Here is a 16828-nt window from a genome sequence, read left to right on the forward strand (position 1 = left end):
TTTCATGATTCAAACACAACAACGCCGGCATTCACCGGCGTCGTTGATCTGTAAGGCGTGGATGATAACCTAGGCGGCATCGGCCGCCCGCGTTTTTTTCTGCTCATCACGCAGTTCTCGCCGCAAAATTTTACCGACGTTAGATTTCGGCAACTCGTCGCGGAACTCAACAATTTTAGGCACTTTATACCCGGTCAGGTACCGGCGGCAATGGGTCAACAGCTCTTCTTTGGTCAGAGAGGCGTCTTTCTTCACCACGCAAATCTTGACCGTTTCACCGGACACGTCATTCGGCACACCAATCGCAGCAGACTCCAGCACCTTCGGATGCTGGCTGACCACGTCTTCGATCTCATTCGGGTAAACGTTAAAACCGGAAACCAGAATCATGTCTTTCTTGCGATCGACGACGCGTACAAAGCCCGACTCGTCAACTGTAACGATATCGCCGGTTGCGAGCCAGCCCTCTTTTAACACTTCATCAGTGGCGTCCGGCCGCTGCCAGTAGCCTAACATAACTTGCGGTCCTTTGACCCACAGTTCACCCGGCTCACCCACCGGCACATCATGGCCATCATCATCCACCAGCCGAATATCGGTGGACGAGACGGGCAGACCGATGCTGCCGCTGTAGTGCGTCAGATCGTGCGGGTTACAGGTAACCAGCGGCGCACATTCCGTCAGGCCATAACCCTCAAGCAAATGCCTGCCGGTGACCTTCTCCCACTTGTCCGCCACTGCCTTCTGCACCGACATCCCGCCCCCGACCGAGAAACGCAAAGTCGAAAAATCCAGCTTGTGGAAATCTTCATTATTGAGCAGCGCATTAAACAGCGTATTGACGCCGCTGATGGCAGTGAATGGATATTTGGCCAGCTCTTTCACCAGCCCCGGAATATCGCGCGGGTTAGTGATCAGCAAATTGCGACCGCCCAGCTCGAGAAACAGCAGGCAATTCACCGTCAGTGCAAAAATATGGTAGAGCGGCAGCGCGGTGACTATCAGTTCCTGACCATCGCGGAACAGCGGCCCGTAGGCGGCGTTGCACTGCGCCAAATTGGCCTGCATGTTACGGTGCGTCAGCATTGCGCCCTTCGCCACACCGGTGGTACCGCCGGTATATTGCAGAAACGCCAGATCGGAATTGATGATATCGGGTTTGACATACTGCAGGCGGCGCCCGCGTTGCAAGGCGCTACGGAAAGAAATTGCGGCCGGCAGATGGTATTTCGGCACCAGTCGCTTAATGTACTTCACCACAAAGTTGACCAACGTGCCTTTGGCGGTGGAGAGCTGGTCACCCATGCGCGTCAGAATCACATGTTTTACCTGGGTATTGAACACCACTTTTTCCAACGTATGGGCAAAGTTGGAGACGATCACGATAGCGCCGGCGCCACTGTCATTCAGTTGGTGTTCCAGCTCGCGCGGCGTATACAGGGGGTTAACGTTTACCACCACCATGCCGGCGCGCAAAATGCCGAACAGCGCGATCGGATACTGCAACAGGTTTGGCATCATCAGGGCAACGCGATCCCCCTTCTTCAAGCCCAACTCATTTTGCAGGTAAGCGGCAAAGGCCCGGCTGCGTTCCTCCAGCTTACGGAAGGTCATCATCTCGCCCATGTTGATGAAAGCGGGTTGATCGGCATAGCGCTGAACCGCATTTTCAAACATTTCGACCAAAGATGAATAATGATCGGCGTCGATCTCTGCCGGAACATCTGCCGGGTAACGTTTTAACCAGACCTTATCCAAGGTATTACTCCTGAAATCATTGCTCATTATCATCGCAACCCCTAACACGCAGCCAAATCATAACAATATTTTAACTCAGCAGACCAGTTTGGGTTTTAAACATTATTCAGGTTGCGATGTACATCACTAATTGGCGGTATTTCCCTATGCCAAAAGGAAAAGGCGGCCGGAGCCGCCCTGGTAAAATTTGTTAACTTCAAGCACAACCCTACTCGGTAACGATGGTTTGGATCTGCGTAGGACCAGGATTGTACCAGCCATACCCTACGCCCCACCCCGGGCCCCAGGTGCCGCTGCGCCAGCCCCATGGCCCCATCGGCGCCGGTGGCATCATCACCTGCTGGGTCAGGTGCCAGCGCTTGTAACCTGTGGCGTTCATCGTTACAAACTTGTACGGCGTCATGCCGATTTTGCCTTCTTTCACGCCGGTGATTGGCCCGACCACGGTAACCAACTGACCTTTAAAATCGACCGGCTCCAGGAAACCGTTGACCGTAGCGAGCAAACGGCCCCGTGATGGCTCGCCCAGAATCGGCCGGGCACCAGAATCGAGCGGCACCGCCGCGATCTCGAGCACTGTGCGCCCCTGTTCGTTAGCGACGTTCACTACGGTGCCGCCAAAGCGGGCTTCAGCTCCTGCAAACAGATTCGGCGCATTTTGCACCGAAGACAACTGCTGCACCGGCGTCGCCGTACTGCCTTTGATCGCATCCGGCACGGTTACGCAGCCTGACAACGCCAGCGCGCCGCCGGCCATGGCCAGCAGCGACATTTTTTTACTTACAGTGCGGGTTAACATCGTCGCAATCTCCTGAAATGGCTGTAACTTTGACATCAAATCGCTGAGCAAGTTGCAGTTCATTCATAGCCCGGATTCAACCACAGCACAATAGGCTGCCGTTATTCGCGCCCAGGCAGCTTTTTCCAGGTGACTTCGTTGCGCAGGTAAGTCGGTTCGGCATTTTCTACCGCCACCGACAGCCCTTGTTGCCAGGCATGCAGCGCCAGCGGCAACATGTCTTGCGCTTGCGGCAGCAGCATTTGCCCGTCGCGCAGGCCCAGGGAAGAGCCTGCAATCAGATCCGGGTAGGTTTGCCAGCCGGTGCCCACATGCGCCCAGTTGCCTTGCAGGCCTTGCGCGCGTCCCAGCGCTTGCTGTGGCGAAAGCACAGCTTCACCTTCGCTTTCCAGCCAAATGCCGTCTTGCCCGCGCTCAAACTGCCCCCAGTAGACCTCACCCATTCGCGCATCAATCGCCGCCAACACTCGATCAGCACCGGTAACGCGCCAGGCGCCCTGCGCCATGGTTTGCAGTGTAGAGATGCCCAGCATTGGCAACTCGGCACCCAACGCCAGCCCTTGCGCAATGCCGATACCGATACGTACGCCGGTAAAGCTGCCGGGCCCGCGGCCAAAAGCCAGCGCGTCGAGTTGATTAAGGGTTAAACCGGATTCCGCCAGCACTTGCTGCACCATCGGTAAAATGCGTTGCGTATGCTCACGTGGGCACAGCTCAAACAGGGCGTGGATTTCGCCTTGATTCCAGATGGCGACGGAACAGGCTTCCGTCGCCGTATCGATCGCTAAAATTCGCGTGGACATACCAACCTCTGGCGGGAAAAAACAGGGCGCGCATTGTAGCACAGCCCCGTGGCTGCGCCTATCCGCTAGCGTTCAGCCTGCAGGAAGGCAATCGCCTGAGCGATATCCCGCGTGCGCGGCGTCGGCGGCAGGCTATTGAGGAACACCTCGCCATAAGGCCGCATCACCAGACGGTTATCGCAGATCACCAGCACACCGCGATCGTCAGTATCGCGGATCAGGCGTCCGACACCCTGCTTCAGGGTAATGACCGCATCCGGCAATTGCACGTCGTTGAACGGATCGCCGCCACGCAGCCGGCAATCTTCAATTCGCGCCTTCAACAGCGGATCGTCGGGCGAGGTAAACGGCAGCTTGTCGATGATCACGCACGACAAAGCGTCACCGCGCACGTCAACCCCTTCCCAGAAACTGCTGGTCGCCACCAGCAACGCGTTGCCGGCCTCGACAAACTGCGCCAACAGTTGGCCTTTACTGGTTTCCCCTTGCAACAGTACCGGCAGCGTCATGGTGGCACGGAACTCCTCCGCCAGTTCGCGCATCATCTGGTGCGAAGTGCAAAGGAAGAAACAGCGGCCATTATTGGCTTCAATCAGCGGCCGCAGCATGCGCGCCAACTGGCGGGCGCCGCCGGGTTGATTCGGCGAAGGCAGAAAACGCGGTACGCACAGCAAGGCCTGGTTGGCGTAGTCGAACGGGCTGGCCAACAACAAGGTTTTGGCTTTGGTCAGGCCCAACCGCTCGGTAAAATGCCCCATCTGCTCGTTGACCGACAACGTTGCCGAGGTAAAAATCCAGCTGCCCGGTTTCTCATCCAGCAGCTCACGAAAACGATCCGCCACCGTCAGCGGCGTCAGTGCCAACACGAAATGGCGTGAATTGCATTCATACCAGTAGCTGAAGCCTGGCTCGTTGACCTCTTTCAATCGTTTGAGGCGTGCGCGATACAGCGTGGCGCGCTCGAAGGCGGCGTCCAGCAAGGCCGAGCGGCCAAGGGACAGTTTAACCACGTCGTAGCACAGCTCCAACGCGTCATCGAGCAGCAGCAGGGCGCGCTGCACGTTCGGTTGACCAAGCACGTCGCGCAGGTTGCCGCGAAACCCCGGCTCCCCCAACATCAAACGGAAATCCTGGGTGCTCTGGCTGAGGCGATCGGCGCTTTTTTGCAACTGTGCGGCGTCGCGCACTTCGGTGCGGTAGGCAATAGTAATGTCTTTAGCGAGATCCAGCAGTTGGCGGCTGGTCAGTTGCTTGCCGAAATACTGGCTGGCGATGTCGGGGATCTGATGGGCTTCGTCGAAAATCATCACGTCAGCCTCGGGGATTAACTCGGCAAATCCGCCCTCTTTCACCACCATATCCGCCAGAAACAGATGATGGTTCACCACGATAACGTCGGCATCCATGGCACGACGGCGAGCCTTGACCACAAAGCAATCTTTATACAACGGGCAGTCGCTGCCCAGGCAGTTGTCGTTGGTGCTGGTCACCAGCGGCCAGATAAAGCTGTCTTCCGCCACGTCGCTGCAACTGCTGATGTCGCCCTCTTTGGTCAATGATGACCATTTGCGCAAATGGACCAGATCGATCAGCGTCTGTCCGGCCAGCTCACCGCCGGCCATCGATTGTTGCTCCAGACGCTCCAGACACAGGTAGTTGGAACGCCCTTTCAACAGCGCCATCTTGCCTTTGTACTTGAGCGCTTTGGCGACGGTAGGCAGATCGCGCGCATAAAGCTGGTCCTGCAGGGCTTTTGAACCGGTGGAAATAATCACTTTGCGATCGGCACGCAGCGCCGGCACCAAATAGGCGAAGGTTTTACCGGTACCGGTGCCCGCTTCGACCACCAGTTCCTGTTTGAAATTAATGGCCTCGGTGACCGCTTCCGCCATCTGCCGCTGAGCTTCACGCGGTTTGAAACCCTTGATTGCCTGCGCCAGTGCGCCGTCTGTTGCGAAATCGTCCGTCACGCTATCTCTCTGCCAGTGTAATTCAGCGGTGATTATGCCAATCCTGCCGCACGGCTACCACAGACTTTTACCCTATGGCTTTCAAGCCGCACTGCAGCTTGAAAGACGACGGGTTCATCGTCGCGTATTTCTGCCGACGGCTGTGTTACCCTTAAGGTGATGATGATATGGAGATAACTGAATGAACATCGAACGCATTGATCCCGACCAACGCTGGTCCGAAGCTGTGATTCACAACGACACCGTCTATTACACCAGCGTACCGGAAAATCTGGATGACGACGCCACCGCACAGACGGCAAACACCCTGGCAGCCATTGACGTGCTGCTGGCCCGCGTTGGCTCCGACAAGAGCCGAATATTGGACGCCACTATTTTCCTGGCAGACGCCGCAGATTTCGCCGCGATGAACGCCGCCTGGGATGCCTGGGTGGTTGCCGGCAGCGCACCGGTGCGCTGTACCGTGCAGGCCAAATTGATGAACCCGAAGTACAAGGTTGAAATCAAGATTATCGCCGCGCTGTAAACAAAAAACCGCAGGGAGTGACCCCTGCGGTTTTTATGTTGTCATTCTGCGCGCTGATTAAGCCAGTTTGATAATCACCATTCCCGCCAACAGCAGCGCCAGGCCGATCCAGCCCTTGGCATTCAGCCGCTGGCCGAACAGGATCCAACCGGCGGCGATGGTTGCGGCAATACCGAAACCGCCCCAGAGCGCATAGGCCACCGACAGATCAATCCCCTTCACCGCCTGCGCCAGCGCACTGAACGCGCCCAGCACCGACAGCAGAGACAACAGACCCATCCATACTTTACGGAAGCCGTCCGACATTTTCAGAAAGATGTTGGCGACAATTTCCAGGACTATCGCCAGTGCCAGAAACCCGATGTGGTACAACTCAAGCTGTTGCATGGTTGTTACCTCGCGGGCTGACCTGTTTTCGTACCTTGCGGGTGCCGGATTTCACCAGCATGATGCCGGCAATCAGCGTCACCAGACCCAACACTTTCAACGCAGAGATCGGCTCATCAAACCACAACACGCTGAACAGCGTAATAAACAGGATACCGATACCTTCCCATAGCGCATAGGCCACGCCAAGGGCGACGCGTTTTATCGCCAGCGACAGCATTACGTAAGAAGCGGTGATCATCACATACATCACGATATGCCCGGTCATGCCGCCGCTGATACTGGCGTATTTCATCGACAGGGTACCGATAATTTCGGCCACGATAGCCAAACCTAAAAAGATCCAATAAATCATAATTTTTCTCCCAAACGGCGAATAACGCACGCTAAGGCGTATTTATCCCGATTTATCTCGTTGGACAGGCGTAATAAGGCGCTGGCGACGCAGAGATCCCTGGGGATAAATTGACCCAAACGTAATAAAAATGTTTGCCCGGCTACGCGGAATGACGAAGGACTGAGCCTGTCACCAGCACCGGTTAAGGGAGAAAGACGCTATAGCTCGCTGCACCAGTGATGCTCACTGGCAAGGATGGCAGAAAGGAAAAGCTGGCAAGTAGAGGTTCTGAGGGTAGTTCCATTAAGTTTCATCATAATTATTCTCTATTCTCAGCCGCACACCGTGCGATTTGCCCAATATCCTCATAAAAGTAAAATTTTCAACTGCGATATTTGTACCATAACCCAAATAAGAAAGCAAACTGCCGTTTTCACAAGAAGTAGAAAAAAACGGGTTAAAAATAAGAAAGTTAAGCATTTTAAAAATAAAAAAAGGTTCAACGGGCCGTTGAACCTTGATGATTTCAAAGGTGGGCAAACAATCGCCAATCCCAGGCGCGGCGCGGGTTACAACGCTGCACCCTTGACGGCGCTGCGCGCCAGTTCGCTGATGCGTTCGTAGTCGCCGCTCTCCAACGCGTCGGCCGGCACCAGCCAGGATCCACCGATGCACAGCACGCTTTTCAGCGCCAGGTAATCTCGGTAGTTATTCGGCGTGATGCCTCCGGTCGGACAAAAACGCACCTGCGGGAATGGGCCGCCGATAGCCTGCAACGCTTTTACGCCGCCGTTGGCTTCTGCCGGGAAGAACTTGAACTCGCGCAGGCCGTAATCCATGCCCAGCATCAGCTCTGAAACGGTGCTGATGCCCGGAATTAACGGAATGGTCCCTGCGGTAGCGGCTTTCAGCAACGCCTCGGTAAGGCCTGGGCTGATAGCGAATTGCGCACCGGCCTCGGTCACCTCTTGCAACTGTTGGGGATTAATTACCGTACCTGCGCCGATAATCGCCTCCGGCACCTCTTTGGCAATGGCGCGGATCGCCTCCATGGCGCAGGCGGTACGTAACGTCACCTCCAGCACGCGAACGCCACCGGCGACCAGCGCCCTGGCCAGCGGCACAGCATGTTCCAGTTTATTGATCACAATGACCGGAACCACCGGGCCCGCCGTCAGGATCTGTTCTGCGCTGGTTTTCCAGTTTTTCATTATTATGTCTCCACTACTTACGGTTTATAAATGGCACGCCCCTGCCACAGGGCTCCGCAAGTGTATGCGGGCGTCCGGCCGTACCCTAAGTGAGGTTGCTATCCCGCGTTCTGCGGGCAAAAAAATGCCGGCAGATAAGCTGCCGGCGGCGTCGTTACTCGAACTCGTTCCAGGAACGGCCATCGCGGGTGATCATCGCGACCGAGGCTACCGGGCCCCAGGTGCCGGACTGGTAAGGTTTCGGCGCTTCGTTGTCCGCTTTCCATGCGTCCATGATGGAGTCGACCCATTTCCAGGCCTCTTCCACCTCGTCACGGCGCACGAACAGCGCCTGAATGCCGCGCATGGTCTCCAGCAACAAACGCTCGTAGGCGTCTGCCACGTGCTCTTGGTTAAAGGTTTCCGAGAAACTCAGATCCAGCTTGGTGGTTTGCAGACGGTGCTTGTGATCCAACCCCGGTACCTTGTTCAGCACCTGGATCTCGATACCTTCATCCGGCTGCAGTCGAATGGTCAACTTGTTCTGCGGCAGTTGCTGGTAAGAGTCGCTGAACAGGTTCAACGGCGGGTTCTTGAAGTAAACCACCACTTCAGAACATTTGGTCGGCAGGCGTTTACCGGTACGCAGGTAGAACGGCACGCCGGCCCACTGCCAGTTGTCGATATCCACGCGGATAGAAACGAAGGTTTCGGTGTTGCTGCTTTTGTTCGCCCCTTCCTCTTCCAGGTAGCCAGGCACTTTTTTGCCCTGCACAAAACCGGCGGTGTATTGGCCGCGCACCGTGGTTTCGCGCACATTGGTCTGATTAATGCGGCGCAGCGAGCGCAGCACCTTCACTTTCTCGTCACGAATGCGATCGGTGGTCAGATCCGCCGGTGGCGACATGGCAATCATGGTCAGGATTTGCAGCAGGTGGTTCTGAATCATGTCGCGCATCTGGCCGGCCTGGTCAAAGTAGCCCCAGCGCCCTTCGATGCCCACCTCTTCCGCCACGGTGATCTGTACTGAATCGATAGTGCGGTTGTCCCAGTTGGAGGCAAACAACGAGTTGGCAAAACGCAGCGCCAGCAGGTTCAGTACCGTCTCTTTACCGAGGTAGTGGTCAATACGGTAAACCTGGGACTCGTTGAAGTACTCCGCCACCTGATCGTTGATCACGCGGGAAGACGCCAGATCGGTGCCCAACGGTTTTTCCATCACGACGCGCGCCGGGTCGTGATTCAGTTTTGCCTCGCCCAGCCCTTTGCAGATCGCGCCGAAGGTGCTTGGCGGCATGGCGAAGTAGTTGATGGTGGTGCGATGCTTCTGGTCCAGCATTTTACCCAGTTTGGTAAAGTTTTTGCTGTCGTTCACATCCAGGTTGCAGAAATCCAGGCGCGCGCTCAGCGTAGCCCAGAGTTCGTCATCCAGTTTTTCTTTCATAAAGGTGCCAAGCGCTTCCTTGACCACCTTGATATAGGCTTCTTTATCCCACTCGGCACGGCCAACGCCGATAATCCGCGTTTCCGGGTGGATATGGCCGGCTTTTTCTAACTGGTACAGGGAAGGCAGCAGCTTACGACGCGCCAAATCGCCTTTCGCGCCGAAAATAACCAGGTCACACGCCTGGGCTGTAGAGGTTACCGCCATGTTCATCTCCTCGTTGCAGGATATTTGTAATTTTCTTACATTACTAATGTACTCTCTTTGACTACGGCCAGTAAACCCGGATCAAAAGCAGAAAAAAAGCCCCAGAAACTCCAGTGTTAAGCGCGATCGGGCGTAAACGCCGCTGACGAAACTAAAAACTGTAATTTTCTGTCTTTTTTGACGCTCTTTTACCATTATGAAAGTTAGACACAGGTCATGTTCTGATGAAAAAAGTCTGCATACCCTCTGTCGAGACTGCCAACGGTTACCGGCACGTAGTATATTTTCATTAAACCGGCATTGATTTCTCCTTTGATTGAAATCGACATATCCGATGGATTCCAAGTGGCAGCTTGAAAGACTGCGGGTATAAAACCATGAGTGACTCTCGTTATATGAATACGCTGGAAAAAATCCAGAGCCATCTGGAGCTCCTGAGCAAATCTGAAAGGAAAGTCGCCGAGGTGATCCTGGCCTCCCCACAAACCGCCATTCACTCCAGTATCGCCACGCTGGCCAAGATGGCGGACGTCAGCGAACCCACCGTCAACCGTTTTTGTCGCCGTCTCGATACCAAGGGCTTCCCCGATTTTAAGCTGCATCTGGCGCAAAGCCTGGCCAACGGCACCCCGTACGTAAATCGTAACGTGGAGGAAGATGACAGCGTCGATTCCTACACCGGTAAAATATTCGAATCGGTGATGGCCTGCCTGGATACAGTAAAGGCAAATTTGGATATTGCCGCAATCAATCGTGCGGTTGACCTGCTTACGCAGGCAAAAAAGATCTCTTTCTTTGGTTTAGGCGCGTCGGCGGCAGTCGCCCACGACGCGATGAACAAATTTTTCCGTTTTAATATCCCGGTGGTCTACTTCGATGACATCGTCATGCAACGCATGGGATGCATGAACTCCAGCGAAGGCGACGTGGTGGTATTAATTTCCCACACTGGCCGCACCAAAAACCTGGTTGAAATGGCGCAACTGGCGCGCGAAAACGACGCCACGGTGATCGCCATCACCTCACGCGATACCCCCCTCGCCCATGCGGCGACGCTTTCTCTGCTGCTCGATGTGCCGGAAGACACAGACGTTTATATGCCGATGGTGTCCCGAATTGCGCAATTAACGCTCATCGACGTTCTGGCTACCGGATTTACCTTGCGCAGAGGGGCTAAATTCAGAGATAACTTGAAGCGGGTCAAGGAAGCGTTAAAAGAATCGCGCTTTGATAAGGGCGCAGTTATTCCGAATAATTTCGACTCGTAACCGATGTAAAAAACCTGCCGAAAAATTTGAACGGCAGTCTTAGAGGCAGTACCTGTAAAACGCTCATGCGGGTAACCCGGGTGAAACATCAGTGTAGTAAAATTACATTTCACTCCTGGTTTCGTTATCCGACGTTATCGCAACACCAATACTTTGCTTCACCAGTCAACGGAGTAATACATGTCCAGACGGCTCAGAAGAACCAAAATTGTTACCACCCTAGGCCCGGCTACTGACCGCGACAATAATCTTGAAAAGATCATTGCTGCCGGCGCTAACGTGGTTCGGCTCAACTTTTCCCATGGCAGCGCGGAAGATCACCAGGCTCGCGCGGATAAAGTGCGCGAAATCGCTGCCAAACTGGGGCGTCACGTCGCTATTCTGGGCGACCTGCAAGGGCCGAAAATCCGTGTTTCCACCTTTAAGGAAGGCAAAATCTTCCTCAATATCGGTGACAAATTTCTGCTCGATGCCAACATGGCAAAAGGCGAAGGCGATAAAGAAAAAGTCGGTATCGACTATAAAGGCCTGCCTGCCGACGTGGTGCCGGGCGACGTACTGCTGCTGGACGATGGCCGCGTACAGTTGAAAGTGCTCGAAGTTCAGGGCATGAAAGTGTTTACCGAGGTGACCGTTGGCGGCCCGCTGTCCAACAACAAAGGCATCAACAAACTGGGCGGTGGCCTGTCCGCAGAAGCCCTGACCGAGAAAGATAAAGCCGATATCATTACCGCGGCAAAAATCGGCGTCGACTATCTGGCGGTTTCCTTCCCGCGTACCGGCGAAGACCTGAACTACGCACGCCGTCTGGCGCGCGATGCAGGTTGCAACGCCAAGATCGTTTCTAAAGTTGAACGCGCCGAAGCCGTGTGCAGCGACGAAGCAATGGACGACATCATCCTGGCTTCCGACGTGGTGATGGTCGCCCGTGGTGATCTGGGCGTTGAAATCGGCGATCCGGAACTGGTCGGCATTCAGAAAAAACTGATCCGTCGCGCCCGCACGCTGAACCGCGCCGTCATTACCGCGACCCAGATGATGGAATCGATGATCACCAACCCGATGCCAACCCGCGCCGAAGTCATGGACGTGGCGAACGCCGTGCTGGATGGCACCGACGCCGTAATGCTGTCTGCCGAAACCGCTGCGGGCCAGTACCCGGCGGAAACCGTGGCGGCGATGGCGCGCGTTTGTCTGGGTGCTGAAAAAATCCCAAGCATCAACGTCTCCAAACACCGTTTGGACGTACAGTTCGACAACATCGAAGAAGCCATTGCCATGTCTTCAATGTACGCCGCCAACCACCTGAAAGGCGTGACTGCACTGATCGCCATGACAGAATCGGGCCGCACTGCGCTGATGATGTCACGTATCAGCTCCGGACTGCCGATCTTCGCCATGTCACGTCATGAGCACACGCTAAACCTGACGGCGCTGTATCGCGGCGTTACGCCGGTTTATTTCGACAGCCATAACGATGGCGTCATCGCGGCCAATGACGCAGTGAATCGCCTGCGCGACAAAGGCTTCCTGGTTTCCGGCGACCTGGTGATCGTGACACAGGGCGACGTGATGGAAACCGTTGGCACCACCAACACCAGCCGTATCCTGCGCGTAGAATAACCTCGCTTGCCGCCGGCCGTTAACACGGCCGGCATTTTTTCCCGCACCGCCCTTTCCGCCTGATAAACTCGTCTCCAGTCGCCGCTAAGGCAAACGGAGAGACAAGATGCTTCATCAACACCCACAGCAAAACAGCAGTTCGCTTGCATTGGATCTTGACGGCCAGGGGCTGGAAAGCCTGGATGATGACCGCCTGCAGGGCAGCGCATTACTGAAAATCAGCCTGTACGACAATCGCCTCCGCCAGTTTCCGGCGCAGATCTTTCAGCATCGTGCGCTGCAGGTACTGAATATCTCCTGTAACCAACTCAGTGAACTGCCGGAAGAGCTCGGCCAATGGCAAAAACTGGCGATGCTGGATTGCGGTCACAACAAAGCCGAGTGCGTGCCTGCCAGCATCGGCCAACTCAGCGAACTGACCTATCTTTATCTGAGCGACAACGCTTTCAGCACGCTCCCCATAGAGCTGGGCCGTTTGCATAAATTGCGCTATCTAAACGTGACCGATAACCTACTGAGCGAACTGCCGGCTGCTATCGTTCAATTGAGCGGCCTGCAGGAACTGAGGCTGTATAACAACCAGATTACCGTGTTGCCGGCCGCCATCGGCCAGTTGAGCGCACTGCGGGAACTGCACCTGATGAATAATCGTCTGGAAACGTTGCCGGAAGAGATCTCGCAATTGTCTGAATTGGCGGTGCTGGACGTGGAAAATAACGCCATCAACAGGCTACCTGCGGCATTCTGCCACTTAGCCAGCCTGACCGACCTCAATCTGCGCGCTAATCAGCTACGGCAGCTGCCAGGCTGTTTCGGTCAACTAACGGCGCTCACCACGCTTGACCTGCGCGCTAACCGGTTGAGTGAGCTGCCGGACAGCATGGCGGCATTGACTCGTCTGCGGCGATTAGATTTACGCTGGAACAACTTCGCCCAGATGCCGACAGTACTGGAACCATTGATGGCGCAAGGCTGTATGGTGCATATATAAGCGCAGTAAAAACAAAGGGCCAGCCACCTTTCGATGGCTGGCCCTTGTGGCCGGAAGCGACTGTGCCGCTTAGCGATACAAATCGTCGCGTGAATAGGGCTCAGTTTCCCCTTCTTTACGCGTTTTCAGCAGTTTGAGGATCCAGGTGTATTGCTCTGGGTTCGGCCCCACCAAATTCTCCACTTCTTCATTCATGCGGCGCGCAATATAAGGGTCATCGGCCGTGGCCAAATCATCCATCGGCGGGCGAATATGGATATCCAGCATGCTGGTTTTGCCGTCATACACCGGGAACAAAGGCACGATTGCCGCACGGCACACCTTCATCAGGCGCCCCACCGCGGGCAGCGTCGCTTTGTAGGTAGCAAAAAAGTCGACGAACTCGCTATGTTCGGCGCCGTGATCCTGATCGGGCAGATAATAGCCCCAATACCCCTGACGCACCGAGCTGATAAACGGCTTGATACCGTCATTGCGCGCATGCATTCGGCCGCCAAACTTACGGCGCACCGCATTCCACAGATAATCCACCAAAGGGTTGCTTTGGTTGTGGAACATCGCCGCCATCGGCTGACCACGTGCCGCCATCAGCATTGCGGGTACATCCACCGCCCATCCGTGCGGCACCAGGAAAATCACGTTGCGACCTTCTTCGCGGATCTTATCCAGCACCTCTTCTCCGTGCCAACGCACGCGCTTCAGCACTTTTTCCGGTTTGGTGCAGGCCAGTTCCGCCATCAGAATCATTGATTGCGGCGCGGTGGCGAACATCTCGTCAATAATGTGCTCGCGTTCGTTTTCCGACACTTCCGGCAGGCAATACAGCAGGTTGATACGCGCACGGCGGCGGGCGCTTTTTGCCACCTTGCCGACCAGTTTGCCAACTGCACCTAGCACCGGATCGCGCAAGCGAGCAGGGATCAGTGAAATGCCGGCCATCAGCCCGGTTCCCAGCCAAACGCCCCAGTAGCGTGGATGGTAAAAGGCTTTTTGAAATTGCGGGATGAACTCCAGGTTCGATTTTTTCTCGTTTTGCATGCACAAGCTCTTAACTTAGCGGTTCGGCTAATCATAATTGCAAAGACTGATTTTGCAATTAACAACGATGAAGCGCCAATATAAAACAGCATCGGCCCGCAATCAGGCCGATGGAATCACTGGCGCGGCAACGCGCCCGAACAAAAGGATTAGTCCAACTGCAGTTGAGGAACCACTTCCTTTACCTGCGCCAGATAATCGCTGCGGTCTTTACCGCTCAACCCTTCGGAACGCGGCAGTTTCGCCGTCAACGGGTTGACCGCCTGTTGGTTGGTCCACATTTCGAAATGCAGGTGCGGCCCGGTAGAACGGCCGGTGTTACCCGATAACGCGATGCGGTCGCCACGTTTGACCTTTTGCCCTGGTTTAACCAGCAGTTTTTTCAGGTGCATATAACGTGTGGTGTACTGACGGCCATGACGGATCGCCACATAGTTGCCTGCGGCACCGCTGCGTTTGGCGATCAATACTTCACCGTCACCCACCGCCAGCACCGGGGTGCCAACCGGCATCGCAAAGTCGACGCCTTTATGCGGCGCAATGCGTCCGGTCACCGGATTCACCCGGCGCGGATTGAAGTTTGAAGAAATGCGGAACTGCTTCATGGTTGGGAAACGCATAAAGCCGCGCGCCAGGCCGGAGCCCTGACGATCGTAGAATTTGCCGTCTTCAGCGCGAATGGCGTAGTAATCTTTGCCGCCGGAACGCATACGTACGCCCAGCAACTGGCTTTGCGAGCTCTTGCCGTCAAAGTGTTCGCGGGACATCAATACCGAGAACTGGTCGCCCTTACGCAGTTTGCGGAAATCCAACTGCCACTGCAGCGCTTTGATTACCGCGTTGATTTCAGCGCGGCTCAAGCCGGCAGCACTGGCGCTGCTGACGAAGCTGCCGTTGAGGCGGCCGCTGATCACGTTATTACGCCATTCACCCTGCTGGGCTTCCTGGGTTTCTTTGAAACTATTGCCTACGCGATCGTAAGTGCGGGTTTCACGCCGGGAGACTTCCCAGGTCAAACGCTGCAGATCGCCGGCATCGTTTACCGTCCACGACAGCTGCTGACCAATCTTCAGATTACGCAGATCGCGATTTTGCGATGCCAGCATAGAGACGTCCGACATATCTATGCCGTACTGGGTCAGAATGCTGCCCAGCGTATCGCCGGTAGAAACTACATATTCATGCACGCCATCTTCGCCGGCGACCTTCTGGTCCAGCTCATCCTGTGGGATGTCATCATCGGGAGTGGCTTGGTCAAGGTCGATCGGCTCACTGGCTTCTGGCAGTAAGGACCGTAACTGGCTGGATTCTAATTCGATGTTCTTTACGATGGGGTTATGTTCTGGGTGATAAACAAAAGGCCGCCAAACGGCGACGGCCAGTGTAACCACTGTCAGCGACCCCAGCATGACGCGATGGGGCCGTGGCAGGTTGTTATACGCCAGAGCGATAGTTCGGACTATCTGCTGCACTCGATATTTTCCTCATAATCTTTACTTCAGGCAGCTCACGTACTGGTTTGACAGCTGAGTCAGGAAGATCCCGTAGCTGTCTTTCCCCAGTGCGATGCCGGTGCCCAGCGGGTCCAGCGTTCCAGAACGCACTTTGGTACCCTTGGCAACGGCATTGATTACGGCCGGCCTGAATTGTGGCTCAGCAAAAACGCAGACTGCTTTCTGCTCAACCAACTGTGTTCGAATTTGGTGTAGGCGCTGTGCTCCAGGCTGTATTTCGGGATTAACGGTAAAATGGCCCATTGGGCTCAAGCCGAAGTGTTTTTCAAAGTAGCCGTAAGCATCATGAAAAACAAAATATCCCTTGCCTTGCACAGGCCTAAGCATGTTACCAACATTTTTGTCAGTTTGCGTCAGCAGATTCTCGAACTGGCGCAGGTTTGCGTCTAATTTGTCCTTATTTTGCGGCATAAGTTCCAATAACCTGTCGTGAATCGCGATCGCGGTCACTTTTGCCACTTCCGGGGATAACCAAACGTGCATATTATATTCGCCGTGATGATGTCCATCATCTTCGCCATGATCTGCATGGTTATGCGCATCCCCGGCATGTTCATCTCCATGATCGTCGTCGTCACCCTTCATCAACAGGGGCTTCACCCCGCTCAGTTCACTGATGGCCAATTGACGATTGGCCGATACCGGGGTGAGCGATTTGGTCAGAAAGGCTTCCATGTCCGGCCCTACCCACACCACCAGATCGGCGGCGCGCAGGCGCTGAATATCGGAAGGGCGCAGAGCAAAATCATGCGGCGAAGCGCCATCCGGCAGCAACACCTCGGTTGACGTCACGCCGTCGGCTATCGCAGAAGCGATAAACCCCAGCGGACGAATGGAAGTCACCACCGCGGCATAAGCGCTGTTCAGCGGCCCGGCCATCATCAATGCGCTGGCCAGCAGCGTGCGTTGCAGCCATTTATTTTTCTGTGCCATTCTCAGTAATCCCGTCGTTTTCATCAGCGAGGCGTGATAT

15 protein-coding genes are annotated in these 16828 nt (G+C 55.2%); 4 read left to right on the plus strand and 11 right to left on the minus strand.

Translation table 11 applies throughout. The features are described from left to right. Positions 1 to 69: 69 nt before the first annotated feature. From fadD to yoaA, 4 genes are all read right to left on the minus strand, one after another. Positions 70 to 1758 carry a long-chain-fatty-acid--CoA ligase FadD gene (fadD, locus tag SPL01S_RS16060; RefSeq protein WP_006325859.1) on the minus strand — a complete coding sequence of 563 codons (1689 nt, stop codon included), beginning with the start codon at positions 1756 to 1758 and terminating at the stop codon, positions 70 to 72. Positions 1759 to 1966: 208 nt separating this feature from the next. After that, positions 1967 to 2557: a Slp family lipoprotein gene (locus tag SPL01S_RS16065; protein WP_004945481.1), complete on the minus strand. Its 591-nt coding sequence runs from the start codon at positions 2555 to 2557 to the stop codon at positions 1967 to 1969. 101 nt (positions 2558 to 2658) lie between these two features. Further along, positions 2659 to 3360 (minus strand): tRNA (adenosine(37)-N6)-threonylcarbamoyltransferase complex dimerization subunit type 1 TsaB, encoded by a 702-nt coding sequence (gene tsaB, locus SPL01S_RS16070; protein WP_063201192.1) that lies wholly within the window; start codon positions 3358 to 3360, stop codon positions 2659 to 2661. A gap of 65 nt (positions 3361 to 3425) precedes the next feature. Continuing rightward, complete coding sequence (gene yoaA / locus SPL01S_RS16075) at positions 3426 to 5330, minus strand: DNA repair helicase YoaA (protein ID WP_004945486.1); 1905 nt, start codon at positions 5328 to 5330, stop codon at positions 3426 to 3428. Between the two features lie 181 nt (positions 5331 to 5511). Between yoaA and SPL01S_RS16080 the strand changes: the two genes are divergently transcribed. Continuing rightward, positions 5512 to 5856, plus strand: a complete 345-nt coding sequence (locus SPL01S_RS16080) for a RidA family protein (protein ID WP_004945489.1) — start codon at positions 5512 to 5514, stop codon at positions 5854 to 5856. 57 nt (positions 5857 to 5913) lie between these two features. Here SPL01S_RS16080 and mdtI read toward each other — a convergent pair whose 3' ends face one another. From mdtI to zwf, 4 genes are all read right to left on the minus strand, one after another. Beyond that, positions 5914 to 6243: a multidrug/spermidine efflux SMR transporter subunit MdtI gene (gene mdtI, locus SPL01S_RS16085; protein ID WP_020453871.1), complete on the minus strand. Its 330-nt coding sequence runs from the start codon at positions 6241 to 6243 to the stop codon at positions 5914 to 5916. Beyond that, entirely contained in the window at positions 6230 to 6598 is a 369-nt protein-coding gene (gene mdtJ, locus SPL01S_RS16090) for a multidrug/spermidine efflux SMR transporter subunit MdtJ (protein WP_062791864.1), read from the minus strand. The genes mdtI and mdtJ overlap by 14 nt, the downstream gene beginning before the upstream one ends. A 551-nt stretch (positions 6599 to 7149) precedes the next feature. Further along, positions 7150 to 7791 (minus strand): bifunctional 4-hydroxy-2-oxoglutarate aldolase/2-dehydro-3-deoxy-phosphogluconate aldolase, encoded by a 642-nt coding sequence (locus SPL01S_RS16095; RefSeq protein ID WP_004945498.1) that lies wholly within the window; start codon positions 7789 to 7791, stop codon positions 7150 to 7152. 154 nt (positions 7792 to 7945) lie between these two features. Beyond that, entirely contained in the window at positions 7946 to 9421 is a 1476-nt protein-coding gene (gene zwf, locus SPL01S_RS16100; RefSeq protein WP_004945501.1) for a glucose-6-phosphate dehydrogenase, read from the minus strand. A 395-nt stretch (positions 9422 to 9816) separates the two neighbouring features. Between zwf and SPL01S_RS16110 the strand changes: the two genes are divergently transcribed. The 3 genes from SPL01S_RS16110 to SPL01S_RS16120 all read left to right on the plus strand — a co-directional run bounded on the left by SPL01S_RS16110 (position 9817) and on the right by SPL01S_RS16120 (position 13303). Next, a complete protein-coding gene (locus SPL01S_RS16110; protein WP_006325867.1) occupies positions 9817 to 10689 on the plus strand; it encodes a MurR/RpiR family transcriptional regulator in 873 nt (290 codons plus the stop codon). Positions 10690 to 10869: 180 nt separating this feature from the next. Further along, positions 10870 to 12312: a pyruvate kinase gene (gene pyk, locus SPL01S_RS16115; RefSeq protein ID WP_004945505.1), complete on the plus strand. Its 1443-nt coding sequence runs from the start codon at positions 10870 to 10872 to the stop codon at positions 12310 to 12312. Positions 12313 to 12418: 106 nt separating this feature from the next. Continuing rightward, on the plus strand, positions 12419 to 13303 hold the full coding sequence (locus SPL01S_RS16120) for a leucine-rich repeat domain-containing protein (RefSeq protein WP_063201196.1): 885 nt from the start codon (positions 12419 to 12421) through the stop codon (positions 13301 to 13303). Positions 13304 to 13372: 69 nt separating this feature from the next. Here the strand turns inward: SPL01S_RS16120 and lpxM are convergent, their stop codons facing one another. The 3 genes from lpxM to znuA form a co-directional block, all read right to left on the minus strand. After that, positions 13373 to 14341, minus strand: a complete 969-nt coding sequence (gene lpxM / locus SPL01S_RS16125; RefSeq protein WP_006325872.1) for a lauroyl-Kdo(2)-lipid IV(A) myristoyltransferase — start codon at positions 14339 to 14341, stop codon at positions 13373 to 13375. Between the two features lie 149 nt (positions 14342 to 14490). Then, entirely contained in the window at positions 14491 to 15813 is a 1323-nt protein-coding gene (gene mepM / locus SPL01S_RS16130) for a murein DD-endopeptidase MepM (RefSeq protein ID WP_062871071.1), read from the minus strand. Positions 15814 to 15834: 21 nt separating this feature from the next. Next, positions 15835 to 16788 (minus strand): zinc ABC transporter substrate-binding protein ZnuA, encoded by a 954-nt coding sequence (gene znuA, locus SPL01S_RS16135; protein WP_063201199.1) that lies wholly within the window; start codon positions 16786 to 16788, stop codon positions 15835 to 15837. Positions 16789 to 16828 lie beyond the last annotated feature (40 nt).

This window comes from Serratia plymuthica NBRC 102599, from assembly GCF_001590925.1.
GTDB classification, from domain to species: Bacteria; Pseudomonadota; Gammaproteobacteria; order Enterobacterales; family Enterobacteriaceae; genus Serratia; species Serratia plymuthica.